Below are 25,608 nucleotides of genomic sequence, written 5' to 3'. Positions count from 1 at the left end.
GACATGACCAGCCTCTACGACCCGCTGCCCGGGACCGCGTTCGACACCGACCAGGACGGCCCCGTGCTGACCGTCCGGCTCGGCGGCGACACGCTCACCCTCGCCGTCCTGGACGGACTCCTCGCCCTGCTCGACGGTCTGCACGAGCGGCCCGACGTCCGGGTGCTGCTGCTGACCGCCGGCGGCGACGACTTCTGCCTCGGCGCCGACCGCGCCGAGTACCAGGCGGCCCTGGACGCCGACCCCACCGGCGCCGCCCTGCGCCGCATCGCCGACAAGGCGCACCGGGTGTGCGAGGCCCTGGAGAACACCCACGCCGTCACCATCGCCCGGCTGCACGGCAAGGTCATCGGCGCCGGCCTCGCCCTCGCCTCCTACTGCGACCTGCGCGCGGGCGCGGACGACTGCCGCTTCCGCATGCCCGAGATCGGCATCGGCCTCCCCCCGGCCTGGGGCGGCGCCATGGGCCGGCTGGTCGCCGAGGCCGGCGCGTCCCGCATCCGCGAACTGATGCTGACCTGCGACACCTTCGACGCGGCCACCGCACACCGGCTCGGCCTGCTGCACCGTACGGCGCCGCGCGAGGACCTGGACCGGGTGATCGGCGCCTGGGTCCGCCCGCTGGTCCGCCGCTCCGCCGAGGCGGTCACCCTGACCAAGCGGATGCTCGCCGGCTACGCCCGCGCCGCCCGCACCGCCGACCCCGGCCTGCTGGACGCCCACCTCCTCACCGCCCAGCTCACCCGCCCCCGCCCCTGAAACACCGTCTCCCCGCACCGGCCGGCCCGGCAGCACGTCCCCGCGGCCGGCCGAGTCGTGTCCCCTGGGGCACCGGGCGGCGTCCGGCGTCCGTGCCGTGCGTGGCATCATCGGCCGAGGTTCCGAACGCGGCCGCACCCAGGGCCTGTCTTTCGGATCAGGTCGGCTGCGGCGCCGGAGCCTTCTCGGCCGACCCGAGCGGGGTCATGGGGGTGCCCCCTGCTCATGGGGGTCCCCCCGCTCGAGCGGAGCCGAGAGTGGGGGAGGAGTCGAGAGCTTGGGGGAGCGTGCAGATGCAAGGCGGAGGAGCGAGTCGACGCGATGGGGGTCCCCCCGCGCGAGCGAAGCCGAGCGTGGGGGAGTCGGCGAGGGACGACAACGCGGCAGATGTGCGTGCCAGGGCCCGCGACGCCGGCAGGATCCGAAAGACAGGCCCTAGCCGCCACCGGCCGTACCCAGCCCCCACAAGGAGCACGATGAACCCCGCACGCACCGCGTCCTCGTCGCCGGCCGCGCCGGCCGCCTCCCTGCTGGAGGACTTCTCGCTGGAGATGACCGGCAAGGACGTGCCCGCGCTGGAGGAGGCGCAGGGCAGCATCCCGCGGGGCACCCGGATCAACATCACCTTCCTCGCCAACGAGGACCTCGGCACCCGGCTCGCCGCCGCCCGCGCGGTCAAGCGGCTCGGCTTCGTCCCCGTCCCGCACATCTCCGCGCGCCGTCTGCCCTCCCGCCCCGCCCTGGAGGAGTTCCTCTCGGCGCTGGCGGCGGACGGCACCGGCGAGAACGTCTTCGTCGTCGGCGGTGACCCCGCCCGCCCCGAGGGCCCCTACCCGGACGCCCTCTCCCTCATCCGCACCGGCCTGCTGGCCCGGCACGGCGTCCGGCACATCGGTATCAGCGGCTACCCGGAGGGCCATCCCGCGATAGCCGACGGCACGCTGTGGTCCGCCCTCACCGACAAGGCCGCGGCCATCGGCGCCGAGCGGTTCACCGGCGATGTCATCACCCAGTTCGGCTTCGACGCCGACCCCGTCCTCGGCTGGCTGGAAGCGGCCCGCGCCCGGGGCGTACGGCTGCCCGTCCGCATCGGCGTGCCCGGACCCGCCGGAGTCCGCCGGCTGCTCGGCTACGCCACCCGCTTCGGCGTCGCCACCAGCGCCTCCGTGGCCCGCAAGTACGGCTTCTCGCTGACCAACCTCATGGGCACCACCGGCCCGGACCGCTTCCTGCACACCCTGGCCGAGCGGTACGACCCGGCCCGGCACGGCGAGGTGAAGGTGCACTTCTACACCTTCGGCGGCCTGCGCACGACCGCCGAATGGATCACCCGCTTCCGCGACCACCACTGACCGCCCCCCGGGGGGCCTACGGCGCGCACGCATCGGCAGCGGCTGGGGGAGGGGGAGGTGAACACGGGTGGCATGGGTGAGCCTGCCGAGTTCGACCAGCCCGCCCCCACGGCACCCGCGGTGCCAGCCCGGGGCAAGTCGACCGCCCTCGACCAGCCCGCCCAGCACCCCGCCCACGGCGCTGACGGCGCCGGTCCAGGAGGGCACTGGCGGCGGCTGAGGGAGGGGAGCGCGTGAACCAGGACGGTACGGGGGCGGCCGTACGGAAAGGTACGCCCCAGCTCCCCGGCTCACCAGCGCGCACGCACGTGTCGGATTTCCGCCAGCCGTGTCGGGGGCCGCTGCACGATCCTGGAGGCATGCAGAACGCGACGCACCTCGACCGGGAGCACTGCGTGCGTGCCGTGCAGTCCAAGGACGCGCGGTTCGACGGGTGGTTCTTCACGGCCGTGCTGACCACCCGGATCTACTGCCGGCCCAGCTGCCCCGCCGTCCCGCCCAAGCCCGAGAACATGACCTTCCTGCCGAGCGCGGCCGCCTGCCAGCAGGCCGGGTTCCGGGCCTGCAAGCGCTGCCGCCCGGACACCAGCCCCGGCTCCCCGGAGTGGAACCAGCGGGCCGACCTGGTGGCCCGCGCCATGCGGCTGATCGCCGACGGAGTGGTGGACCGCGAGGGGGTGCCCGGGCTCGCCGCCCGGCTCGGCTACAGCACCCGGCAGGTGGAGCGCCAGCTCCTCGCCGAACTGGGCGCCGGCCCGCTCGCCCTCGCCCGCGCCCAGCGCGCCCAGACCGCACGCCTGCTGATCGAGACCACCGCGCTGCCCATGGCGGAGATCGCCTTCGCGGCCGGCTTCTCCTCGATCCGCGCCTTCAACGACACCGTCCGCGAGGTCTTCGCCCTCTCCCCGAGCGCCCTGCGCGCCCGCGTCCCCGGCGACCGCGCCACCCCCGCCACCCCGGGCACCCTCACTCTGCGGCTGCCGTTCCGCGCCCCGCTCAACCCGTCCAACCTCTTCGGCCATCTCGCCGCCACCGCCGTACCCGGCGTGGAGGAGTGGCGCGACGGCGCGTACCGGCGCACGCTGCGCCTGCCGTACGGCCACGGCATCGTCGCGCTCGCCCCCCGCCCCGACCACATCGCCTGCCGCCTCACCCTCAGCGACCTGCGCGACCTCACCGTGGCGATCAGCCGCTGCCGGCGGCTGCTCGACCTGGACGCCGACCCGGTCGCCGTCGACGGCCGGCTGGGCGCCGACCCGCTGCTCGCCCCGCTGGTCGCCGCCGGCCCCGGCCGCCGGGTGCCACGCACGGTGGACGAGGCGGAGTTCGCCGTACGCGCGGTCCTCGGCCAGCAGGTGTCCACGGCCGCCGCCCGCACCCACGCGGCCCGGCTGGTCACCGCGCACGGCAAACCGCTGGACGACCCCCAGGGCGGCCTGACCCACCTCTTCCCGGCCCCGGACGCGCTCGCCGCCGTGGACCCCGAGACCCTGGCGATGCCCCGCACCCGGCGCGCCCCCTTCACCCACCTCGTCCGCCAACTGGCTGACAGGACGCTTCACTTGGGCGTGGAGTCCGACTGGGCGGAGGCCCGCTCCCGGCTCCTCGCTCTGCCCGGCTTCGGCCCCTGGACCGTCGAGGTCATCGCCCTGCGCGCCCTCGGCGACCCGGACGCCTTCCTCCCCACCGACCTCGGAATCCGGCGCGCGGCACGCGGGCTGGGGCTGCCGTCCACCCCGGCCGCGCTCACCGCCCGCGCCGCCGCCTGGCGGCCCTGGCGGGCGTACGCCGTGCAGTATCTGTGGGCGACCGACAGCCACCCGATCAACTTCCTCCCGGCACACGGCAGCGACCGAGAACACAAGGACATGCAGTGAAACAGCACACGGTCATCGACAGCCCGTACGGCCCGCTCACCCTGGTGGCCGACGACGGCGTCCTCTGCGGCCTGTACATGGAGGCCCAGCGCCACCGTCCGCCCGAGGAGACCTTCGGCGACCCCGACGACACCCCCTTCGCCGAGGCCCAAGAGCAGCTCGCGGCCTACTTCGCCGGCGAGTCCAAGGAGTTCACGCTCGAACTCAGGCTGCACGGCACGCCGTTCCAGCGCAGCGTCTGGGAACAGCTGCGCCGCATCCCCTACGGCGAGACCCGCTCGTACGGCGAACTGGCCGACGCCCTCGGCAACCCGGGCGCCTCCCGCGCGGTGGGGCTCGCCAACGGCAGGAACCCCATCGGCATCATCGTCCCCTGTCACCGGGTCGTCGGCGCGGGCGGCAGCCTCACCGGATACGGCGGCGGCCTGGACCGCAAGAAGCGGCTGCTGGACTTCGAGGCGGGGACGGCTCAGGCGCTGTTCTGAGCCCGTTCGGCCAGCTCGCGCAGCAGCCTGGGCAGCGCCGTGCCGATCGGCTCCCGTACGACCTCGTCGGCCAGTTCGTCGTACGGCGTCGGCTCGGCGTTGACGATCACCAGCCGGGCGCCGTGGTCGGCGGCGACACCGACCAGCCCGGCGGCCGGCTGGACCTGGAGGCTGCTGCCGACGGCGAAGAACACGCTGCACGCCTTGCTGACCGACAGGGCCTGGCCGAGCACCTCCGGGTCCAGCCGCTCCCCGAACATCACGGTCGCCGACTTCAGCACGCCTCCGCAGACCAGGCACGGCGGATCCGCCTCGCCGGCCGCCACCCGGGCCAGCGCCTCCTCCATCGGCCCCCGGGCATGGCACCGGGTGCACACCACGCCGTGCGCGCTGCCGTGCAGCTCCAGCACCTTGCGGGCGGGCATCCCGGCCAGCTGGTGCAGCCCGTCCACGTTCTGCGTGATCACCCGCACCGGGACGCCGGACCGCTCCAGCTCGGCCACCGCCCGGTGCGCGGCGTTCGGTTCGGCCCGCAGGCTGCTGGTGGCGCGCCGCATCTGCCAGGACCGCCGCCGGATCTCCGGGTCCCTCATGTAGTACTCGTACGTGACGAGCTTCTCGGCCTCCGGATCCCGCCGCCACAGTCCGTTCGGGCCGCGGTAGTCCGGGATACCGGAGTCGGTGGAGATACCGGCGCCACTGAGGACGGCGACGAGCGGTCTGTTCATGGGCCGAGGGTAGGACGCCCATGCGCGTGAGGCGAACGGATTCCAGGGCGCGGCCGGCCGGGCGGCCGGATCCCGGTGGCCGGCCCCACGGCATCGGTGGCACCATCGCGCCCAGGACGGTGACCAACCCGGACGGCACCGGACCCCACTGGGCCGAATGCCGGTCTTCCGGGCGCGTCGGCCCGGGGAAGCGCGGGGGCCCGCGGGGACCGGGCTACCGTCGACCGGTATGCGGCGCGGAAACACAGGAGACACCGCGGTGCCGGAGGCCGGGCCACGCACTGCCCCGCTGCCGCTGCCGCTCATCGTCGGACTCGCCCTCGCCTTCACGGTCACGGTCGTCGACCCGCTGGTGCTCAGCCTGAACATGCCGGAGGTCAGCCGGGCTCTCCATGTGCCGCCGCAGGGGATCGGGTTGCTGGGCGGAGCGGCGACGCTGGTGATGGCCGCCTCCGTTCTCGGCGCGGGCAGGCTCGGAGACGCCGTCGGCCTCAAGCGGCTGCTGATGCTGGGACTGGTCGTCGTGACCGTCGTCGACCTGCTCGCCATGCTGGCTCCCGGCTACGGCTACCTGCTGACGATGCGCTTCCTGGCCGGGCTGGGGATGACCGCGCTGCTGGGAGTGCCACTGGCCCTGCTGAAGGTGTCCGTGGCACCGGAGAAGCGACCGGTGGCCATCGGTCTCCTGATGGCCGTCGACGTGATCCTGTGCGGACTGGTTCCCGCGTTCACGGGCTGGGCGGTGGAGGCCGTCGGCTGGCGGCTCCTGTTCCTGGTCGCCCCGCTGCTGTGCATGGTCTCGCTCTGGTTGACCGCCCGGTACGCCCCGGAGTCGTCCGTCCGGCAGGGCGGTCGCCTCGACATGGCGGGTATCGCCCTGATCGGCCTGACCCTCCTGGCCCTCGTGGTCGGTCTCGCCGCCGCGCAGAACGGCGTTCTGCGGTTCCAGACCTGGCTGCCGCTGCTGATCAGCGTCCTCGCGGCCGTGCTGTTCGTGCTGCACGAGCGGCGCACCCCCGAGCCCGCACTGGACCTGACGCTGTTCCGCAGCGCACCGTTCAGCGTCGCCCTGGCGGCGACCTTCACACTGAACTTCCTGATCGCCGGGTTCGGCATCGTCCTCGGGCAGTTCGGCAGTGTGGTGCTGGCCCTGTCCCCCGAGTCCGTCGGCCTGCTGTATCTGCCCGGCACGCTGCTGATCGCCGGTGCCGTGACCCTGGCCGGGCGCCTGGTCGGGACGTACACCCCGCGGCCGGTGATGGTCACCGGCCTGCTGGTGATGACGGGAAGCGGGCTGCTCATGGCGGCCACCGCCGGCCCGACCATGGCGGTGTGGCTGCTCGTGCTCGCCACATGGATGTGCAACCTCGGGTCGGTGGTCGCCTCCACGTCGGTGTCCGAGACCGTGCTCTCCCAGGCACCACCCGGGCGTTCCGGCACCGTGGCCTCCGTCCAGATGGCGTTCGCGGTGACCGGCGCCGCGTTCGGTCCCACCGTCTACCTGCTGATCCTCGACTTCTTCTTCCGGCGGCAGTGGCAGGCGGACGCGACGTCACGCGGGCTGTCGGTGACCCAGGCCGATCAGGCCGTGACCGCCGTGCGCAGCGGGATGGCACAGAGCCCGGGCAGCACCGTGTACGACCCCAACCTGCTCCGCCAGGCCTCCGGACTGGACCTCGGGCTGGACTTCGCCCAGGGACTGCGGCTCACGATGCTGACCGTCAGCGTCCTGCCCTTCGTCGTGGCGGTGGTGGCCTTCATGCTGATGCCCCGCCGCCGGGCACCCCGGGCGTAGGCGCGGCTCCTGCCACGGCGGGGCGTCGGCCGGCCCGGTGGCGAACCGACCTCGGCGCTCCTAAGGTGAAAACGGAGTCGCTTTCACAGGAGTGGCGGAGCCCCCATGGCCGTGAAACCGCGTCCCTCACCTCCGGCCCCGACCGGTTCTCTCACCGCCCGGCCGGAATTCGACGCAGTGGTGCGTGACTTCTCGCTCGATGACGGACCCGCCAGGCTGAGTTACCGCGTGCACGTCGGGCGTATGTCCTTCTCCTCCACCATCTCCTACAGCTCGATTCCGGCATGGTCCGACGTGTTCGGTCCCATGCCGACCCGGGAGAACGGTCTGCGACTGGTCAGCTCGCTGATCGCCTGGGATGCCATGCGCTTCCTCGCGCTGGGGGGCGAGCGTCTTGTCCTGCCGCCCGAACTGCCCTGCGATGCCGTGATCAGCAGAGCCTGGCGGCGCTGTTTCCTGAGCCAGTTCGGCGAGTGGCGCTACCGCAACGGGATCCGGTACCGCGACGGCGCACCGGAACTGCTCTCTCCCGCGCACTCGTCGGCCGTCGTGCGCGGCGGAGGCGGCAGGCCGCAGGCCGGAAACAGGGCCCTGCTGACCAATGGCGGCGGCAAGGACACGTTGGCCGGAATGATGATCCTCGCCCGGAGCGGAATCGAGCACGACGTGTACGAGGGGTACCTGCCGGTCGGCGGCGGGCATGACCTCCAGCGCCGGCTGCTGGACGAGGTGAGGTCCGGTGCGGCGGCGCCGGGGACCGGGGTCGTCCGTGTGTACGTCCAGGACGACTTCTACCGCCGGCCGGCCGCGGAGTTCGCCGACGCCGGTGTGACGGTGGACCACTTCCACACCGACTTCGCGGTCGGGCACACCGCTTGCTACGTCGGCTACATGCCGGTCATCCTGCACGGCGGCCATGAACGCGTCTGGTTCAACATCGAGCGGTCCGCGGATGACGCTCACGTGAGGTGGGACGGCGAGGAGATCAACCATCAGTGGTGCAAGAGCGCGGAGTACCAGGCGATATCGTCGCGTCTGTTCTCGGAGCTCACCGGCTGCGACTGGTTCACGGGGTTCGATTCCACGCTGCGCGGCCTCTACGACCACATGATCTACCGCGTGGTCGCCACCCGGCCGGGCCTGCTTCGCCGGACGCATTCGTGCAACTACGCGAAACCTTGGTGCGGCCGATGCCCCAAGTGCTGCTACTGCTATCTCATGACGGCCGCGTTTCTGGGTGAAGATTACGCCCGCGGACTTCTCGGGGTGACGGAAAGCCTGTTGGCGGATCCGCGGAACCTTCCGGTCTGGGAGTCCCTCATGGATGCGTCGCAGGTGGCATGGGAATGCGTACCGTCTCATCAGGAAGTCGTCACCGCAGCGGAGCAGTGCCTGAGCCGGGGCGTCGATCACCCGGTGCTGCGCCGGTACGCACCCGGGCCCGCGACGGCGGCCCGGCTCCGGGCCCGCTTCACCGGCATCGACTGGTCGCGCGTTCCCGCCCCGATCGCGGAAGCCGTGCGGGACCTGGCGCGCGAATCCGCCGGGCCTGCAACGGGCCTCCCCGGGGGCTGGCGAACCGGCACCGGCGGGCCGCGCCGGGTGCCGTCCGTGACCCCATCGGGCGCGGAACCGTCCAGAGGCGCGGGCTGCGGCCCGTGAAGAGACCCTGCGCGAGGGGGACCCCGAGCCGAGGGGCGTCGGGGACCGAGCCGCTCAGGGCGGCGGCCGCACGGGTGCCGTCGCCGCGCGCATACCCCGTTCCGTCAGGCGGGAGAGGTCGGGCAGGGCCGCGGCGACGGCCTCGCGTTCCTACGCCTCGGCGGGGCCCGCGGCCCTCAGGCCACGCGGTGGCCGTTCTCCAGCTCGGCGGTGCCGGAGCCGTCCGCGAGGATGTCGAGCGCGGTCAGCACGCGCCGCCCGAGCGCCCCGGGGAGGTGGTCGGCGAGTTCCGCGCGCGGGACCAGCCGCCAGGACAGCAGCTCCTCCTCCTGCAAGCGGATCGCCTTGAGGTCGGTCTCGGTGAGCACCCCGCCGTCGTACAGGTACGCCACCAGCGGCGGCCGCCCCGGGCCCACCACCCAGTCCACCGCCAGCAGCCGGCCCGGCTCGCGGTCCAGGCCGATCTCCTCCAGCGTCTCGCGGCGCGCGCCCTGGCGCGGGGACTCCCCGTCGTCGGACTCGACGGTGCCGCCCGGAAGGGCCCAGCCGTCACGGTAGTTGGGTTCGACGAGCAGCACGCGGCCCTCGGCGTCGCGGAAGAGCGCGGCGGCACCCACGAGGACGCGGGGCAGGGACGCGATGTACGAGGCGAAGTCAGGCGTCGAGGTCATTCAGGAAGGGTATCCAGCCGCGGCCGGGCTACGGCCCGCTCGTCACCAGGCGCAGGGTGCGTTCGGCCAGCGCACTGATCCGCGTCCCGTCGAAGCCGAACACCGCGCTGCGCACCGTGTCCTGGAGCGGTTCCTTCCATTGGCCGGGGATCGCGGCCGCGCCGGTCAGCACCCCGGCCACCGAGCCGGCCGTCGCCCCGTTGGAGTCGGTGTCCAGGCCGCCGCGCACGGTCAGGGCCAGGGTCCGGGTGAAGTCGCCGGTGCCGTACAGCAGTCCGGCGGTGAGGACGGCGGCGTTGGGCACGGTGTGGATCCAGCCGAGCCCGGCGGTCTCCGCGGACAGGGTGGCCACGGTCTCCTCCCAGGCCAGCCCGGTCTCGTACAGGGTGATCACCCGGCGCACGGTGCGGGCGAGCCGGCTGCTCCCCGGGATCACACCGAGCGCGGTCTCCAGGGCGTCCCGGACGGCCGGCGCGGTGAAGGCGGCCGCGACCAGCGCGGCCGCCCACATGGCGCCGTAGACACCGTTGCCGGAGTGCGACAGCACCGCGTCCCGGCGGGCCAGCCCGGCCGCGCGGGCCGGATCGCCGGGGCAGGTCCAGCCGAAGACGTCGGCGCGGATCAGGGCGCCGATCCACTCCTGGTAGGGGTTGTCGTACGTCGCCGTCAGCGGCGGCCTCAGCCCGTTGGCGAGATTGCGGTAGGCGGCACGCTCGGCGGTGAAGGTCTGCCGGTACGGCAGCCTGAGCAGCCACAGATCGCCGACCTGCTCGGTGCTGAAGCCGAAGCCGTGGGTCTCCAGCAGATGCAGTCCGAGGATCGCGTAGTCCACGTCGTCGTCGCGCACACTGCCGTGCACCCGCCCGCGCACGCAGTCCCGCCACTCCGGGCGCAGGTCGGCGGCGTCGGCCGCGTCGGCGGGTTCCGGGAGGTAGTCGGTGAGCGGGAGGGCGGCGGCCCGGCGCAGATAGCGGTCGATGCGCCGCCGGGTCCACACCTCGCCCTGTTCGACCGGTTTGCCGAGCATGTTCCCCGCGATCCGGCCGAGCCAGCCGCCGTGCACGCGGTCGGCGAGATCGGCGGGGTCCATGGTGGCGGTGGGCGTGCTGCTCATGGGTGGGGTGTACCCGTTTTCCCGGACCCGCCCCGGCCGGTCAGGAGCCGTACAGCTCCGTCATCTCGGTGATCTTGCCGGCGCTGTTGACGGCGATGTCGTAGTAGTTCTCGCCGTAGCAGTCGCTGGTGTCGGCCTTCGGGCCGGTGTCCTGCGCGGTGCCGTCGGCGCAGATCCGCACATGCGAGATGCCGCCGTTCTGCGCGGTCATCTTCTTCGGGCCCTTCTTCATGTGCAGCGGGTAGATCGGGGTGTCGCCCGAGGCGACGGTGTACGTGTTCTCCTTGCCGTTCGCCTGGTAGAAGGCACCCTCGTCGGGGTTGCAGTTCTGCGTGGCGTCCTTGGCGGTGATGGTGTTCATGGCGCCGGAGACGCTCTCGACCAGGACGTACTTGTGGCCCGGGGCGAGGGTGTGGCAGCCGCCCTTGGCGCCGCCCTTGTCCTTGGCGCCGCCCTTGCCGGCGGCGTCGCCCTTGGCGCCCTGGCTCGCGGTGGCGGAGGGAGTGGCGGTGCCGGTGGCGTCGGCCCCGTCGTCGGGCCCGCAGGCGGTCAGCGTGAGCGCGGCGCAGGCGAGCAGGGTGGTGGCCAGGGCATGGCGGATGGACGACACGATTCCCCCGATATGGTGCGGCCGGGCATGCGGGGCCCGGGTAATGGCATGGACGTGGGGCCGCGCGTCGCTGTGTCGACCGACGTCGGGGCCCGGGTCGAAGATCGACCCGGGCCGGAACTATATAGCCATGTGCATGTCTTGATCGCAGCGCTTGCGTCGGCGGGCGTGTCCGTGGCGCCGCCGGGTTTTTGGGACACGCTTTACACAACGTGCGCAACTGGGCCCCGGGATCACACTGTCTGACAGGGAGTCGGGCCCGTGTGGGCCGAGGAGCGAGAGAGCGGGGCAGGTCGTGGGACGGCGCAAGGGCGGCATAGGGATCGCACTGGTCACGGGTGCAATGCTGGTGAGCGCGACCGCCTGCGGCGGGGGCGGCAGCGACAAGACGAGCACGGACGACGCGAAGGCGCCGGGCAAGCCGAGCGCGACCGCCTCTCCGTCGCCGACGAAGCCCGCGGGCCCGCCGATGCTCCTGGAGACGATCACCCCGCAGTCCAACGCCACGGTCGGCGTGGCCATGCCGATCTCGGTGGTCTTCACCGACCCGGTGGCGGCGAAGGCCCGGGCCGCGGTCGAGAAGCACCTGAAGGTGAGCGCCTCCCAGCCGGTGACGGGCGCCTGGCACTGGTTCGGCGACAAGCGCGCCGACTGGCGGCCGAAGGACTACTGGCCGTCCGGTACGAAGGTGAAGATCGACGCCGATCTGACCGGCGTCACCAACGGCAACGGACGCTACGGCGTGCACAACTACACGCACACCTTCACCATCGGCGACGACGTCCGCGCGGACGTCTCGGTGACCGGCCACACCATGAAGGTGAGCCGCAACGGCAAGCCGGTGCGCACCCTGTCGATCAACGCGGGCAGCCCGCAGTACCCGACGTGGAACGGCACCATGGCCGTCATCGACAAGCAGGAGAAGGTCCACATGACCTCCTGTAGCGTCGGCATCAGCTGCCAGAAGGGCAGCCCCAACTACTACGACCTGACGCTGCCCTGGGACGTCCACCTGACCCAGTCCGGCACCTATGTGCACTACTCCACCGGCGACCCCAACCCGGGCAGCGGCAGCGCCCGCGGCTCGCACGGCTGCGTGCACCTGTCCATGTCGGACGCCAAGTGGTTCTACAACCAGGTCAAGCAGGGCGACCCGGTCACCATCACCGGCTCGTCCCGCGCCAAGGCCTCGCCCGACAACGGCTACGCCGACTTCAACCTGGGCTGGACCGAGTGGCTCGCGGGCAGCGCCGCCGGGGAGGGCACGACCGGGACGCTGTGACGGCGGCCCGGGTCAGCCCCGGGCGTCCCACACGAGGGGGGCCTGGCGCACCCAGGTCCCCTGTTCCACCGCGTCCAGCAGGAAGCCCGCGAGGCCGGCGCGGCTGAGCCACATCCCTGGCTTGCCGTGGCCGGCCTCCGCTGTGCGTACCGGGGCGCCAGCCGGCCGGTGCCGGTCCCTGAGGGTGACGGCCCGGGCGAGGGTCCAGTCGGTGCCGGAGGCACGCACGACCCGGTCGACACCGTGGTGGTCGGCGAAGCTCGCCCTGATGCGGGACGCCCGGACGAAGGCCCTGGCCACCGGGTTCATCCGGGCCCAGTCGTCCCCGGCGCCCCGGGTGGAGACCAGGACGATCCGGCGGATGCCCTCCTCGCCCATCACCGTGAGGGTGTCGCGGGCCGCGTCGGTCATGAACATCGGCGGGCTGACGGGCCGGGCCCAGGGATTGTCGGAGGCGCGGGCGTTGTTGAGCGCGCTGATCACCGCCTCGCTGCCCCGGGCGGCCCTGCGCAGATCGCCGAGGTCCGCGGGCGTGCCCCGGATCAGCTCGACGCCGGGCGGGGCCTGGACGGCGTCCGGATCGCGGACCAGCGCGCGGACGCGGTGCCCCCGGGCGGCGGCCTGGGCGAGCACCAGGCGTCCGGTACGGCCGCTGCCGCCGAGGAGGAGCAGGTTGGTCATGGACATCATCGTCCCAGCCCCGGCAGCCTTCCAGCCCTCGGTCGGGGCATGACGGCGAGGGCCCCCTGAGGTTAAGGTCGCAGCGGCGCGACTGGCCCTGACGTGCGCGGGGCCCGGAGAGCAAGGGGAAAGCAAGGTGGCGGACGCTGCAATGGACGACACCCGTCGGGTGCTCATCGCCGCGGACAAGTTCAAGGGCTCGCTGACGGCCGTACAGGTCGCCGAGCGGGTGACGGCCGGGCTGCGCCGGGCCGCGCCGAACGTCTCGGTCGAGGCGCTGCCCGTGGCCGACGGCGGTGACGGGACCGTGGACGCGGCCGTCGCGGCCGGTTTCGAGCGTCGCGAGGTACGGGTCGCCGGGCCGCTCGGCGACGAGGTGACGGCGGCGTTCGCGCTGCGCGGCGACACCGCGGTGGTGGAGATGGCGGAGGCCAGCGGCCTCCAGCGCCTCCCGGCCGGGGTCTTCGCCCCGCTGACGTCCTCGACGTACGGCTCCGGCGAGCTGCTGCGCGCCGCGCTGGACGCGGGCGCGCGGACGATCGTGTTCGGCGTCGGCGGCAGCGCCACGACCGACGGCGGCGCGGGCATGCTGTCCGCGCTGGGCGCCCGGTTCCTGGACGAGGACGGCGAGCCGGTGCCGCCGGGCGGCGGCGGGCTGGCCGCGCTGGCCCGCGCGGACCTGTCCGGTCTCGACCCGCGCCTCGGCTCGGTGGAGCTGGTGCTCGCCAGCGACGTCGACAACCCGCTGACCGGCCCGAAGGGCGCGCCCGCCGTGTACGGCCCGCAGAAGGGCGCCACGCCGGAGGACGTGGCGACCCTGGACGCGGCCCTCGCCCACTTCGCGAAGGTGCTGGAGGCCGAGGCCGGTCCGCGGGCGGCCGGGTACGCGGCGTCCCCGGGGGCCGGCGCTGCGGGCGGCATCGGCTACGGCGCGCTGCTGCTCGGCGCCCGCTTCCGCCCCGGCATCGAGGTCATGCTGGACGTCCTCGGCTTCGCGCCCGCCCTGGAGCGGGCCTCGCTGGTGATCACCGGTGAGGGCTCGCTGGACGAGCAGACGCTGCACGGGAAGGCGCCGGCAGGGGTTGCCGCGGCGGCGCGGGCGGCGGGCAAGGAGGTCGTCGCGGTGTGCGGGCGGCTCGCGCTGCCGCCGGAGGCGCTGGGGCGGGCCGGGATCCGCCGGGCGTACCCGCTGACGGAGGTCGAGCCGGACGTGGCGACGTGCATCGCGGAGGCCGGTCCGATCCTGGAGCGGGTCGCCGAGCGCATCGGCCGGGACTTCCTCGGCTGACGGCCGTACGGACGCGCAAACGGGTGTGGCCCGAGCCAGTCGGCTCGGGCCACACCCGTTTGCGGTGCGATGCGGGTCAGGGCAGCTGGGCCGCCCGTGCCTCCCGCCGGTTGCCGCGGAAGTTGTTCACCCGGCGCGCCGTGGCGAACAGCGGGATCACCGCGGCGGCGACCAGCTGGAGCGCGCAGCCCGTCTGGAGCAGCAGCTGCCCGCTGGGGGCGTCGAAGGCCCAGGCGCACAGCAGCCCCATGGAGAGCACGATCCAGGACAGCATGGCGCCGGCCAGGCGGCCCCGCGGCTTCGGGTACTCGACCCGGCTCACCATCAGCCACGCGGTGCCGAAGATCGCCAGCAGCGTCGCCACGAAGGGCAGATCCAGCAGCACGATCGAGACGACCGTCAGCGCGCCGAACGGCGAGGGCATGCCCTGGAACATGCCGTCCTTCATCGTCACGCAGGAGAAGCGCGCGAGTCTGAGCACCACCGCCAGCAGCACCACGATCGCGCCCAGCGCCGCCACCCTCTGGTGGGCGCCCTCCGCGACCATGCCGTAGACGAGGACGAAGTACGCGGGCGCCAGGCCGAAGCTGATCAGGTCGGAGAGGTTGTCCAGTTCTGCGCCCATGGGGGACGAGCGCAGCTTCCGGGCCACCAGTCCGTCGAACAGGTCGAAGACGGCCGCGCAGAGCATCAGGATCACGGCGGTGGCGGCGCTGTGCCGCGCCATGCCGGTCTCCTGGTCGCCGGTGAGGTGCGGGATCAGGATGCCGGTGGTGGTGAAGTACACCGCCATGAACCCGCACGTGGCGTTGCCGAGGGTGAGGGTGTCCGCTATCGAGAGGCGGAGCGAGAGCGGCATCTCCTCCTCGTCGTCCACGTCGTCCGCCTCGGGCACCCAGCCCGCCTGGGTCTCCGGATCAATCACGGTCAATGCGAGTCACCCCAGCCACGGTCTTCTGTCCGACCTCGACCGCGACCTCCACGCCCTCGGGCAGGTAGAGATCGACACGCGAGCCGAAGCGGATCAGACCGATGCGGTCGCCCTGCTCGACCTTCGTGCCCTGCGGAAGGTAGGGCACGATGCGGCGGGCCACCGCGCCGGCGATCTGGATCATCTCGATGTCGCCGAGTTCGGTGTCGAAGTGCCAGACTACGCGCTCGTTGTTCTCGCTCTCCTTGTTGAAAGCCGGAACAAAGCCGCCGGGGATGTGCTCGACGGACGTCACCGTGCCCGCGAGGGGCGCGCGGTTGACGTGGACGTTGAGCGGGCTCATGAAGATCGCGACGCGGGTACGCCCGTCCTTCCAGGGCATGATGCTCTGCACCACACCGTCGGCGGGCGAGATGACCCGGCCCGTGGCGATCTCACGCTCGGGGTCGCGGAAGAACCACAGCATGCCCGCCGCCAGCGCGGTGGCGGGCACGGCGACGGCCTTCGCGACGCCCGAGCGGCGAGCGCGGGCCAGGCTGAGGGCTGCGGTGGCGACGGTCGGGAGAAGCCACGGCGATGCTCCGCGCGCGAGGCGTACGCCGGCTCGGCTGTCGCGAGGTGCAGAGGTTTGGCTGTGGGGCATGGATGACCTTCGTAGCGGATGATGCCGCGCTCTGACGGGGGACGGCGGCTTTCCGGGGATCGTACCGGTCGGGGCCTACAACTGGGCAAGCCAGGCTGTCGAGTCGGCGGCCGAAGAACGTCTACGGGGTGTGATCTTCTTCTCGAAGAAAACACCCCGTATCCGGACAATCAGCCCTGGAACCGATACTCTTCGAGCAGTCTGCGACCGATGATCATTTTCTGGATCTCGGCGGTACCTTCACCGATGAGCAGCATCGGAGCCTCCCGGTAGAGGCGCTCGATCTCGTACTCCTTGGAGAAGCCGTAGCCGCCGTGGATGCGGAAGGCGTCCTCCACGACCTCCTTGCAGTACTCGGAGGCGAGGTACTTGGCCATGCCGGCCTCCAGGTCGTTGCGCTGACCGGAGTCCTTCTTGCGGGCCGCGTTGACCATCATCGCATGGGCGGCCTCGACCTTGGTGGCCATCTCCGCCAGCTTGAACTGGATGGCCTGGTGCTGGGCGATCGGCTTGCCGAAGGTGTGCCGCTGCTGGGCGTACTGCACACCCAGCTCGAAGGCACGCTGGGCGACGCCGCAGCCACGCGCCGCCACGTTGACCCGGCCGACCTCCACGCCGTCCATCATTTGGTAAAAACCTCGGCCGGTGACGCCGCCGAGCACCCGATCGGCCGGTACCCGCAGGCCGTCCATGATCAGCTCGGTGGTGTCGACGCCCTTGTAGCCCATCTTCTCGATCTTGCCGGGGATGGTGAGGCCCGGACGGACCTCGCCGAAGCCCGGCTCCTTCTCGACCAGGAAGGTGGTCATCGACTTGTGCGGCGCCGTGCCCTCGGCGTGGCCTTCGTCACTGCGCACCAGCACGGCCACCAGCGAGGACGTGCCGCCGTTCGTCAGCCACATCTTCTGGCCGGTCAGGACGTACTCGTCGCCGTCCTTGACCGCCTTGGACGTGATGGCCGACACATCCGAGCCCAGGCCCGGCTCCGACATGGAGAAGGCGCCGCGGATGTCACCGGCCGCCATGCGGGGCAGGAAGTGGTCCTTCTGCTCCTGGGTGCCGTGCTGCTTGAGCATGTACGCCACGATGAAGTGGGTGTTGATGATGCCGGACACCGACATCCAGCCACGGGCGATCTCCTCCACGCACAGCGCGTAGGTGAGCAGCGACTCGCCGAGGCCGCCGTACTCCTCGGGGATCATCAGACCGAACAGGCCGAGTTCCTTCAGCCCGTCCACGATCTGCTGCGGGTACTCGTCGCGGTGCTCCAGCTCGGTCGCGACAGGAATGATCTCCTTGTCGACAAAGTCCCGGACGGTGGAGAGGATCTCCTGCTGGACGTCGGTCAGACCGGCGGTCTGGGCGAGACGGGCCATGGCTTACTTCTCCTGCTGCTTCAGCTCGGGGCGGCCGGGCTGCTCGCCGCCGCGCTCCTTGATGTACGTCTCGGTGGGCACCATGACCTTGCGGCGGAAGACGCACACCAGGGTGCCGTCCTGCTTGTAGCCCTTGGTCTCGACGTAGACGATGCCGCGGTCGTTCTTCGACTTCGACGGCCACTTGTCCAGCACCGTCGTCTCGCCGTAGATCGTGTCGCCGTGGAAGGTCGGCGCCACGTGCTTGAGCGACTCGATCTCCAGGTTGGCGATCGCCTTGCCGGAGATGTCCGGCACGCTCATGCCCAGCAGCAGGGAGTAGATGTAGTTCCCGACGACGACGTTCTTGCCGAAGTCCGTCGTCTTCTCCGCATAGTTGGTGTCCATGTGGAGCGGGTGGTGGTTCATGGTGAGGAGACAGAACAGGTGGTCGTCGTACTCCGTGACCGTCTTGCCCGGCCAGTGCTTGTACGTCGCCCCGACCTCGAACTCCTCGTAGGTGCGTCCGAACTGCATCGCGCTCAGGCCTCCGGGATCTCGAACGTGCTGGTGCGCTGCATGCCGGCGGCGCGTCCCTTGCCCGCGATGACCAGCGCCATCTTCCGGCTGGCCTCGTCGATCATCTCGTCGCCGAGCATCGCGGAGCCCTTCTTGCCGCCCGCCTCGGACGTGTAGTAGTCGTACGCGTCCAGGATCAGCTCGGCGTGGTCGTAGTCCTCCTGGGAGGGCGAGAAGATCTCGTTGGAGGCCTCGACCTGGCCCGGGTGCAGCACCCACTTGCCGTCGAAGCCGAGGGCGGCGGCGCGCTGGGCGACCGCGCGGTAGCCGTCCACGTTGCGGATCTGGAGGTAGGGGCCGTCGATCGCCTGGAGGTTGTTGGCGCGGGCGGCCATCAGGATCTTCATCAGGATGTAGTGGTAGGCGTCCGCCGGGTAGCCGGGCGGCTGCTCGCCCACGACCAGCGACTTCATGTTGATGGAGGCCATGAAGTCGGCCGGGCCGAAGATGATCGTCTCCAGCCGGGGGGAGGCCTCGGCGATCGCGTTGACGTTGTTCAGGCCCTGGGCGTTCTCGATCTGCGCCTCGATGCCGATCTTGCCGACCTCGAAGCCCATGGTCTTCTCGATCTGCGTCAGCAGCAGGTCCAGCGCGACCACCTGCTCGGCGGACTGCACCTTGGGCAGCATGATGCAGTCGAGGTTCTGGCCGGCGCCCTCGACGACCGTGACGACATCGCGGTACGTCCACTCGGTCGTCCAGTCGTTGACGCGCACGACGCGCGTCTTGCCGGTCCAGTCGCCCTCGTTGAGGAACTTGACGATGGTGTGCCGCGCCTCGGGCTTGGCCAGCGGCGCGCAGGCGTCCTCCAGGTCCAGGAAGACCTGGTCCGCCGGGAGGCCCTGCGCCTTCTCCAGGAAGCGCGGGTTGCTGCCCGGCACCGCCAGGCAGGAGCGCCGCGGGCGAAGGCGGTTGACGGTCGTCATGCGGGGACCTCCAGAGGGTCGAGCTTGTTCGCTTTCCGGATCTCGTCGACGATGCGGCCGATGATCCCGGTGATGTCGAAGTCCTTCGGGGTGAAGACGGCGGCCACTCCGGCTTCCCTGAGCTGCTCCGCGTCCCCGTTCGGGATGATGCCACCTGCGATCACCGGTATATCTGTGGCACCGGCCACACGGAGGCGCTGGAGCACGTCCGGGACGAGCTGGGCGTGCGAACCGGACAGGATCGACAGGCCCACCGCGTGCACGTCCTCGGCGAGGGCCGCGTCCACGATCTGTTCGGGGGTCAGCCGGATGCCCTGGTAGACCACCTCCAGGCCGGCGTCCCGGGCGCGTACGGCGATCTGCTCGGCGCCGTTGGAGTGTCCGTCCAGGCCGGGCTTGCCGACCAGGAAGCGGAGCTTGCCGACGCCCATGTCGCGGGCGGTGGCGGCGGCCTTCGCGCGCACCTCGGCGAGCGCGGAGCCCGGCTCGGCGGCGACGGCGACCGGCGCGGAGGAGACCCCGGTGGGCGCCCGGTACTCGCCGAACACCTCGCGCAGCGCCGCGGCCCACTCGCCGGTCGTGACCCCGGCGCGGGCGCACTCCAGGGTGGCCTCCATCAGGTTCTCCGTGCCCTTGGCGGCCTCCTTCAGCCGCTCCAGCGCCTTGCAGGGGCGCGGGTGGTTGAAGGGTGGCTGGTAGCGGGTGTCCCGCCACTGCCGGAGCGACTCGACGACGCGGGCCTCGACCGCCGGGTCGACCGTCTGGATCGCGGTGTCCAGGTCGGCCGTCAGCGGGTTGGGCTCGGTGCCCTCGAAGATGTTGACGCCGACGATCTTCTCCTGGCCGGACTCGATCCGGGCCCGGCGCTCGGCGTGCGAGGAGACCAGCTGCGACTTCAGGTAGCCGGACTCCACGGCGGCCATCGCGCCGCCCATCTCCTGGATCCGGTCGATCTCCGCGAGGGCGTCCGCGACCAGCTGGTCCACCTTCGCCTCGATCACCTTCGAGCCCTCGAAGATGTCCTCGTACTCCAGCAGGTCGCTCTCGTAGGCGAGCACCTGCTGGATGCGCAGCGACCACTGCTGGTCCCAGGGGCGGGGCAGCCCCAGGGCCTCGTTCCAGGCCGGCAGCTGCACGGCACGCGCGCGTGCGTCCTTCGACAGCGTCACCGCCAGCATCTCCAGCACGATCCGCTGGACGTTGTTCTCCGGCTGCGCCTCGGTCAGTCCGAGCGAGTTGACCTGGACGCCGTAGCGGAAGCGGCGCTGCTTGGCGTCCTCGATGCCGTACCGCTCGCGGGTGACCTTGTCCCAGATGCGGCCGAAGGCGCGCATCTTGCACATCTCCTCGATGAAGCGGACGCCCGCGTTCACGAAGAAGGAGATCCGCGCCACCACGTCGCCCATGCGCTCCTGCGGCACCTGGCCGGAGTCGCGGACGGCGTCCAGCACGGCGATCGCGGTGGACATCGCGTACGCGATCTCCTGCACCGGCGTGGCCCCGGCCTCCTGCAAGTGGTAGCTGCAGATGTTGATCGGGTTCCACTTGGGGATGTGGGAGACCGTGTACGCGATCATGTCCGTCGTCAGGCGGAGGCTCGGTCCCGGCGGGAAGACGTGCGTCCCGCGGGACAGGTACTCCTTGACGATGTCGTTCTGGGTCGTGCCCTGGAGCCTGGTGATGTCCGCGCCCTGCTCCTCCGCGACGACCTGGTAGAGCGCCAGCAGCCACATGGCGGTGGCGTTGATCGTCATCGAGGTGTTCATCTGCTCCAGGGGGATGTCCTGGAACAGCCGGCGCATGTCACCGAGGTGCGAGACGGGCACGCCGACCCGGCCGACCTCGCCGCGGGCGAGGATGTGGTCGGGGTCGTAGCCGGTCTGCGTCGGCAGGTCGAAGGCGACCGACAGACCGGTCTGGCCCTTGGCGAGATTGCGCCGGTACAGCTCGTTGGACGCTTCGGCCGTGGAGTGACCGGCGTACGTCCGCATGAGCCACGGACGGTCCTTTTCCCTCCGGCTGTCCGAAGGCTGACGCTCTGTCATCTGCGGCTCTCAGACGTTCCGGAAGCGGTTGATGGCGTCGATGTGCTTCGCGCGCATCTCCGGGTCGCGCACGCCGAGGCCTTCCTCGGGGGCCAGGCACAGCACGCCGACCTTGCCCTGGTGCAGGTTGCGGTGGACGTCGTAGGCGGCCTGGCCGGTCTCCTCCAGGGAGTAGGTCTTCGACAGCGTCGGGTGGATCTTGCCCTTGGCGATGAGGCGGTTGGCCTCCCAGGCCTCGCGGTAGTTCGCGAAGTGCGAGCCGATGATCCGCTTCAGCGACATCCACAGATACCGGTTGTCGTACTCGTGCATGTAGCCCGAGGTCGAGGCGCAGGTGGTGATGGTGCCGCCCTTGCGGGTGACGAACACGGAGGCGCCGAAGGTCTCGCGGCCGGGGTGCTCGAAGACGATGTCGATGTCCTCGCCGCCGGTCAGCTCGCGGATGCGCTTGCCGAAGCGCTTCCACTCCTTCGGGTCCTGGGTGTTCTCGTCCTTCCAGAACTTGTAGCCCTCGGCGTTGCGGTCGATGATCGCCTCGGCGCCCATCGAGCGGCAGATCTCCGCCTTCTGCGGGCTGGAGACGACACAGATCGGGTTGGCGCCGCCGGCCAGCGCGAACTGGGTGGCGTACGAGCCGAGGCCGCCGCTCGCGCCCCAGATGAGCACGTTGTCGCCCTGCTTCATGCCGGCGCCGTTGCGGGACACCAGCTGCCGGTAGGCGGTCGAGTTGACCAGGCCCGGGGCGGCGGCCTCCTCCCAGCTCAGGTGCTGCGGCTTCGGCATCAGCTGGTTGGACTTGACGAGCGCGATCTCGGCGAGACCGCCGAAGTTGGTCTCGAAGCCCCAGATGCGCTGCTCGGGATCGAGCATGGTGTCGTTGTGGCCGTCGGAGGACTCCAGCTCGACGGACAGGCAGTGCGCGACGACCTCGTCACCGGGCTTCCAGGCGTTCACGCCCGGGCCGGTGCGCAGGACGACGCCCGCGAGGTCGGAGCCGATGATGTGGTACGGCAGGTCGTGGCGCTTGGCCAGCTCGTTGGTGCGGCCGTAGCGCTCCAGGAACCCGAACGTGGACAGCGGCTCGAAGATCGAGGTCCACACCGAGTTGTAGTTGACGGAGGAGGCCATCACGGCCACCAGCGCCTCGCCCGGGCCGAGTTCGGGCACGGGGACCTCGTCGAGGTGGATCGACTTGCGCGGGTCCTTGTCGCGGGTCGCGAGGCCCGCGAACATCTCCGTCTCGTCCTTGTGCACGGTGATCGCGCGGTACGACTCGGGGATCGGCAGGGCGGCGAAGTCTGCGGACGTGGCGTCCTTCGACTGGATCGCGTCCAGGATGTCCTTCACGGTCACGGTGTTGCCTCCGGCGGTGAGCGCCCTGAGGGAGGGGCGCTGGGGGTTCGTCGGTGCTGCTTGGAGTGCTGCTGAGGGTGGAAAAGTGCTGCTGAGGGTTTTTGAAGGGGTGCCGTCGGTTCGGCTCGGTGGTGCTTCGGCAGCGCTTTGTGGCGCGGGAGGTTGCCTGTGACGCAGGCGTCCGGGCGCGCGAGCCGGCGGCTTGCGGGGACAGCCGGCGAACGCATGGTCTCTGCTCGCCGGCCGCCCGGACACCTTCAACGTATGACACCGCGTGTCAGGTGACAAGGCACTGAGTGCCAGAACCTCGTCTCAGATGAAATCTTTACGTAACAAATGAGCGATGATCGATCGAACGGGCCCTGAAATCTGCTCGAAAAGGTGCCCTGACATGCCAAAACGGCCACCCCGTCGGGTGGCCGTCGTCACAGCGGTGAAGCGGGATCAGCGCTCCTTGAGCGCCTCCTCGATGGTGCGCATGACCTCCTCCAGCGGGGCGTCGGTGCGGGCGACCGTGACCAGCACCTCACCGTGCGGGGAGACCGTCGCCGGGGCCGGGGTGCCGGCCGGCCGGCCGGCGGGGGTGCGCCCCGCCCCGATGCCGGTGCCGAAGGTCTTGCGGACGATCGCGAAGGCGTGGTCGAGCTGGGCCTCCACATCGCCCTGGCCGCCCGCCCGCAGCCAGCGCCGGAGCACATGGTTGTGGGCGGTGACCACCGCCGAGGCGGCCACCTCGGCGAGCAGCGGGTCGTCGTTGGCGTCGTCGGCGTGCGCGTGCTCGTCGAAGTGCCCGAGGAGGTAGCGGGTGAACAGGCGCTCGTAGCGGGCCACCGAGGCGATCTCGGCCTCGCGCAGGGTGGGCACCTCGCGGGTGAGCTTGTAGCGGGCGACCGAGATCTCCGGCCGCGCCGCGTACATCTTCATGACTTCCTTGATGCCGCGGCACACGGTGTCGAGCGGGTGCTCGTGCGCCGGGGCGGCGTTGAGGACCGCCTCGGCACGGATCAGTGTGTCGTCGTGGTCCGGGAAGATCGCCTCTTCCTTGGAGCGGAAGTGGCGGAAGAAGGTGCGGCGGGCCACCCCGGCCGCGGCCGCGATCTCGTCGACGGTGGTGGCCTCGTACCCCTTGGTCGCGAACAGCTCCATGGCTGCGGCCGCCAGTTCTCGGCGCATTTTCAGCCGCTGGGCGGCGGCGCGACTGCCTGCGGCACTTTCCGGCGCGTCGGGCGTAGCTGGTGTACGTGAGGACTTGGCGGGCTGGGACATGACCCGAAAGTACTGCATGTGCGCAGCTCGGTGCGCAGGTGCGGGGCATCCCCCGCCCCCGGGGGGCGGGGGTCCCGCGGCCGGGCCGAGCAGTCCGCCCCAGTCCGTCTCCGCGTCGTACCAGTCGCCGGCGCCGTCAGCGGCGGGCATACTCGCGGAAGCCGCGGCCCGTCTTGCGGCCGAGGCAGCCCGCGGCCACCAGGTGCTCCAGGAGCGGCGCCGGGGCCAGCCCCGGGTCGCGGAACTCGCGGTGCAGCACCTTCTCGATGGCCAGCGAGACATCCAGGCCGACCACGTCCAGCAGCTCGAACGGGCCCATCGGGTAGCCGCCGCCCAGCCGCATCGCCGCGTCGATGTCGTCCAGCGAGGCGTAGTGCTCCTGGACCATCTTGACCGCGTTGTTGAGGTACGGGAACAGCAGCGCGTTGACGATGAAGCCGGCCCGGTCGCCGCAGTCCACCGCGTGCTTCCTGATCTTCGTGCAGACCTCGCGGACGGTGGCGTGGACGTCGTCCGCGGTGAGCACCGTGCGGACCACCTCGACCAGCTTCATCGCGGGGGCCGGGTTGAAGAAGTGCATGCCGATCACGTCCTGCGGGCGCGAGGTGGCGCGGGCGCAGGCGACGACGGGCAGCGAGGAGGTGGTGGTGGCCAGCACCGCCCCGGGCTTGCAGACCTTGTCCAGCGTCTGGAACAGCTGCCGCTTGATCTCCAGGTCCTCGGCGACCGCCTCGACGGCCAGGTCGACCTCGGCGAAGGCGTCGTAGGACCCGGCCGGGGTGATCCGGTCCAGCGTCTGCGCGGCGGCCTCGGCCGTCAGCCGGCCCTTGTCCACGGAGCGGGCCAGGGACTTGCCGATCCTGGCCTTGGCGGTCTGCGCCTTCTCCTCGCTGCGGGCGGCCAGCACGACCTCGTACCCGGCCTTCGCGAACACCTCGGCGATGCCGGAGGCCATGGTCCCGGAGCCGGCGACGCCGACCGAGCGGACGGAGCGGCCGGCCGCGCCGGTGCCGTCCGCGCCCGGGGTCAGCGCGTCCGGCACCACCGTGGCGCTGCCCGGCGCCGCGTAGGTGTAGAAGCCGCGCCCGGACTTGCGGCCGGTCAGGCCCGCCTCGCTGAGCTGCTTCAGGATCGGGGCGGGGGCGTGCAGCCGGTCCTGGGACTCGGCGTACATGGCCTCCAGGACCGTGCGCGCGGTGTCGACGCCGATCAGGTCCAGGAGCGCGAGCGGGCCCATCGGCAGGCCGCAGCCGAGCCGCATCGCCGCGTCGATGTCCTCGCGGGAGGCGTACCGGGACTCGTACATCGCGGCCGCCTGGTTGAGGTAGCCGAACAGCAGCCCGTCCGCGACGAACCCGGGGCGGTCGCCGACCGCGACCGGTTCCTTGCCCAGCTCGACCGCGAGGTCGGTGACGGCGGCCACGGCCTGCGGGGCCGTCAGCACCGAGGAGACGATCTCGACCAGCTTCATCGCCGGGGCCGGGTTGAAGAAGTGCAGCCCGAGCACCCGCTCGGGGCGCGCGGAGTCGGCGGCGAGCCGGGTCACGGACAGGGCGTTGGTGCCGGTCGCGAGGATCGTCTCGGGGCGGACGATGCCGTCCAGCGCACGGAAGATCTGCTGCTTGACCTCGTACGACTCCGGGGCCACCTCGATGACGAGGTCGGCGTCGGCCGCCGCGGCGAGGTCGGTGCCGGTGCGCAGCCGGGCCAGGGCGTCGGCGCGCTCCTGCTCGGAGATCCGGCCGCGCTCCACACAGCGGGCGGTGGAGGCCTCCAGGGCGGCCAGCGAGCGGGCGGCCTGCGCCTCGCTGATGTCGATGCCGATCACCTCGCGGCCGGCCTTCAGAAGGACTTCGGTGATGCCGGTGCCCATGGTGCCGAGACCGACGACGGCGATCGTCTTGAGCGGGGACAGGCTTGCGTCGGAGCGGGGAGTGGCCATCGCGGGGCTCCAGGGATGAGGGTGACGACGAGGAACGCGCCGGGTGTGCCCGAAGGCACACCACGGAGCGGAGAAGAGGTGCGGGTGTGGCCGGGCTGCGAGCGCACACGCCCGGTACTGCCGGTGCCACGGGCGCGCACACGCCCGGCAGCGGCGGATCTCCGACCGGCTCTGTCCCGGAGCCGGGTCGTACTGCGGTGTTCGGCGGTACTCGCCGCACCGAACCGACAGATGCCCGCGACGGCCGCGTCACCAAACCGTCGC

Annotated in this window: 23 protein-coding genes; 9 read left to right on the top strand and 14 right to left on the bottom strand. The window is 71.6% G+C overall.

Annotated features, from left to right (window positions below; all coding sequences use genetic code 11):
* Nucleotides 1-3 precede the first annotated feature (3 nt).
* The 5 genes from ACZ5CZ_RS06385 (at nucleotide 4) to ACZ5CZ_RS06365 (ending at nucleotide 4,473) form a co-directional block, all read left to right on the top strand.
* Nucleotides 4-759, top strand: a complete 756-nt coding sequence (locus tag ACZ5CZ_RS06385; protein WP_468940166.1) for an enoyl-CoA hydratase/isomerase family protein — start codon at nucleotides 4-6, stop codon at nucleotides 757-759.
* Between the two features lie 476 nt (nucleotides 760-1,235).
* On the top strand, nucleotides 1,236-2,111 hold the full coding sequence (locus tag ACZ5CZ_RS06380; protein ID WP_468939727.1) for a methylenetetrahydrofolate reductase: 876 nt from the start codon (nucleotides 1,236-1,238) through the stop codon (nucleotides 2,109-2,111).
* A gap of 72 nt (nucleotides 2,112-2,183) precedes the next feature.
* Complete coding sequence (locus ACZ5CZ_RS06375; RefSeq protein WP_468939724.1) at nucleotides 2,184-2,348, top strand: hypothetical protein; 165 nt, start codon at nucleotides 2,184-2,186, stop codon at nucleotides 2,346-2,348.
* A 122-nt stretch (nucleotides 2,349-2,470) separates the two neighbouring features.
* On the top strand, nucleotides 2,471-3,988 hold the full coding sequence (locus ACZ5CZ_RS06370) for a DNA-3-methyladenine glycosylase 2 family protein (RefSeq protein ID WP_468939721.1): 1,518 nt from the start codon (nucleotides 2,471-2,473) through the stop codon (nucleotides 3,986-3,988).
* Nucleotides 3,985-4,473: a methylated-DNA--[protein]-cysteine S-methyltransferase gene (locus ACZ5CZ_RS06365; protein ID WP_385842949.1), complete on the top strand. Its 489-nt coding sequence runs from the start codon at nucleotides 3,985-3,987 to the stop codon at nucleotides 4,471-4,473. Before ACZ5CZ_RS06370 ends, ACZ5CZ_RS06365 begins: the two co-directional genes overlap by 4 nt.
* On the opposite strand, the gene ACZ5CZ_RS06360 is transcribed toward ACZ5CZ_RS06365, so the two are convergent.
* A complete protein-coding gene (locus ACZ5CZ_RS06360; protein ID WP_385842948.1) occupies nucleotides 4,458-5,201 on the bottom strand; it encodes an SIR2 family NAD-dependent protein deacylase in 744 nt (247 codons plus the stop codon). The two genes, ACZ5CZ_RS06365 and ACZ5CZ_RS06360, sit on opposite strands and share 16 nt — an antisense overlap.
* Nucleotides 5,202-5,430: 229 nt before the next feature.
* Here ACZ5CZ_RS06360 and ACZ5CZ_RS06355 point away from each other — a divergent pair, with 229 nt between their 5' ends.
* The gene (locus tag ACZ5CZ_RS06355) at nucleotides 5,431-6,996 is read left to right on the top strand and encodes an MFS transporter (protein WP_468939718.1); all 1,566 of its coding nucleotides are present in this window, start codon (nucleotides 5,431-5,433) and stop codon (nucleotides 6,994-6,996) included.
* A 105-nt stretch (nucleotides 6,997-7,101) separates the two neighbouring features.
* Nucleotides 7,102-8,658 carry a MurL-like N-terminal domain-containing gene (locus ACZ5CZ_RS06350; protein ID WP_468939715.1) on the top strand — a complete coding sequence of 519 codons (1,557 nt, stop codon included), beginning with the start codon at nucleotides 7,102-7,104 and terminating at the stop codon, nucleotides 8,656-8,658.
* 176 nt (nucleotides 8,659-8,834) lie between these two features.
* Here the strand turns inward: ACZ5CZ_RS06350 and ACZ5CZ_RS06345 are convergent, their stop codons facing one another.
* Genes ACZ5CZ_RS06345 through ACZ5CZ_RS06335 form a run of 3 tightly spaced genes read right to left on the bottom strand, consistent with a single transcriptional unit; the run spans nucleotide 8,835 to nucleotide 11,053 of the window.
* Nucleotides 8,835-9,329: an NUDIX domain-containing protein gene (locus ACZ5CZ_RS06345; protein ID WP_468939713.1), complete on the bottom strand. Its 495-nt coding sequence runs from the start codon at nucleotides 9,327-9,329 to the stop codon at nucleotides 8,835-8,837.
* 28 nt (nucleotides 9,330-9,357) lie between these two features.
* A complete protein-coding gene (locus tag ACZ5CZ_RS06340; protein ID WP_468939710.1) occupies nucleotides 9,358-10,443 on the bottom strand; it encodes an ADP-ribosylglycohydrolase family protein in 1,086 nt (361 codons plus the stop codon).
* A gap of 40 nt (nucleotides 10,444-10,483) precedes the next feature.
* On the bottom strand, nucleotides 10,484-11,053 hold the full coding sequence (locus tag ACZ5CZ_RS06335; protein WP_468939708.1) for a hypothetical protein: 570 nt from the start codon (nucleotides 11,051-11,053) through the stop codon (nucleotides 10,484-10,486).
* A gap of 343 nt (nucleotides 11,054-11,396) precedes the next feature.
* Between ACZ5CZ_RS06335 and ACZ5CZ_RS06330 the strand changes: the two genes are divergently transcribed.
* Nucleotides 11,397-12,335: a L,D-transpeptidase gene (locus ACZ5CZ_RS06330; protein WP_385843027.1), complete on the top strand. Its 939-nt coding sequence runs from the start codon at nucleotides 11,397-11,399 to the stop codon at nucleotides 12,333-12,335.
* Nucleotides 12,336-12,347: 12 nt separating this feature from the next.
* Here the strand turns inward: ACZ5CZ_RS06330 and ACZ5CZ_RS06325 are convergent, their stop codons facing one another.
* On the bottom strand, nucleotides 12,348-13,016 hold the full coding sequence (locus ACZ5CZ_RS06325; protein ID WP_468939705.1) for an NAD(P)-dependent oxidoreductase: 669 nt from the start codon (nucleotides 13,014-13,016) through the stop codon (nucleotides 12,348-12,350).
* Between the two features lie 151 nt (nucleotides 13,017-13,167).
* Here ACZ5CZ_RS06325 and ACZ5CZ_RS06320 point away from each other — a divergent pair, with 151 nt between their 5' ends.
* The gene (locus ACZ5CZ_RS06320; RefSeq protein WP_468939702.1) at nucleotides 13,168-14,304 is read left to right on the top strand and encodes a glycerate kinase; all 1,137 of its coding nucleotides are present in this window, start codon (nucleotides 13,168-13,170) and stop codon (nucleotides 14,302-14,304) included.
* 76 nt (nucleotides 14,305-14,380) lie between these two features.
* Here ACZ5CZ_RS06320 and pssA read toward each other — a convergent pair whose 3' ends face one another.
* The 9 genes from pssA to ACZ5CZ_RS06275 form a co-directional block, all read right to left on the bottom strand.
* Nucleotides 14,381-15,199, bottom strand: coding sequence for a CDP-diacylglycerol--serine O-phosphatidyltransferase (gene pssA, locus ACZ5CZ_RS06315; protein ID WP_385843026.1), 819 nt, complete (start codon nucleotides 15,197-15,199; stop codon nucleotides 14,381-14,383).
* 22 nt (nucleotides 15,200-15,221) lie between these two features.
* On the bottom strand, nucleotides 15,222-15,878 hold the full coding sequence (locus ACZ5CZ_RS06310) for a phosphatidylserine decarboxylase (protein ID WP_385842942.1): 657 nt from the start codon (nucleotides 15,876-15,878) through the stop codon (nucleotides 15,222-15,224).
* A gap of 170 nt (nucleotides 15,879-16,048) precedes the next feature.
* Nucleotides 16,049-17,254 carry an acyl-CoA dehydrogenase family protein gene (locus ACZ5CZ_RS06305; protein WP_385842941.1) on the bottom strand — a complete coding sequence of 402 codons (1,206 nt, stop codon included), beginning with the start codon at nucleotides 17,252-17,254 and terminating at the stop codon, nucleotides 16,049-16,051.
* A 3-nt stretch (nucleotides 17,255-17,257) separates the two neighbouring features.
* Nucleotides 17,258-17,770 (bottom strand): MaoC family dehydratase, encoded by a 513-nt coding sequence (locus tag ACZ5CZ_RS06300; protein ID WP_019757884.1) that lies wholly within the window; start codon nucleotides 17,768-17,770, stop codon nucleotides 17,258-17,260.
* A gap of 5 nt (nucleotides 17,771-17,775) precedes the next feature.
* Nucleotides 17,776-18,738, bottom strand: a complete 963-nt coding sequence (locus ACZ5CZ_RS06295) for an HpcH/HpaI aldolase/citrate lyase family protein (protein ID WP_385842939.1) — start codon at nucleotides 18,736-18,738, stop codon at nucleotides 17,776-17,778.
* Nucleotides 18,735-20,783 (bottom strand): protein meaA, encoded by a 2,049-nt coding sequence (locus tag ACZ5CZ_RS06290; protein ID WP_385842938.1) that lies wholly within the window; start codon nucleotides 20,781-20,783, stop codon nucleotides 18,735-18,737. Before ACZ5CZ_RS06290 ends, ACZ5CZ_RS06295 begins: the two co-directional genes overlap by 4 nt.
* 9 nt (nucleotides 20,784-20,792) lie before the next feature.
* Nucleotides 20,793-22,130 (bottom strand): crotonyl-CoA carboxylase/reductase, encoded by a 1,338-nt coding sequence (ccrA, locus tag ACZ5CZ_RS06285; protein WP_385843025.1) that lies wholly within the window; start codon nucleotides 22,128-22,130, stop codon nucleotides 20,793-20,795.
* Between the two features lie 450 nt (nucleotides 22,131-22,580).
* Nucleotides 22,581-23,402 (bottom strand): TetR family transcriptional regulator, encoded by an 822-nt coding sequence (locus ACZ5CZ_RS06280; protein WP_450786032.1) that lies wholly within the window; start codon nucleotides 23,400-23,402, stop codon nucleotides 22,581-22,583.
* Nucleotides 23,403-23,538: 136 nt separating this feature from the next.
* Nucleotides 23,539-25,344 carry a 3-hydroxyacyl-CoA dehydrogenase family protein gene (locus ACZ5CZ_RS06275; protein WP_385842936.1) on the bottom strand — a complete coding sequence of 602 codons (1,806 nt, stop codon included), beginning with the start codon at nucleotides 25,342-25,344 and terminating at the stop codon, nucleotides 23,539-23,541.
* Nucleotides 25,345-25,608 lie beyond the last annotated feature (264 nt).

The sequence above is a fragment of the Streptomyces sp. NPDC031418 genome (assembly GCF_055581605.1).
The sequence above is the reverse complement of the archived record's forward strand: the minus strand, read 5'-3'. Positions and strand labels throughout refer to the sequence as shown.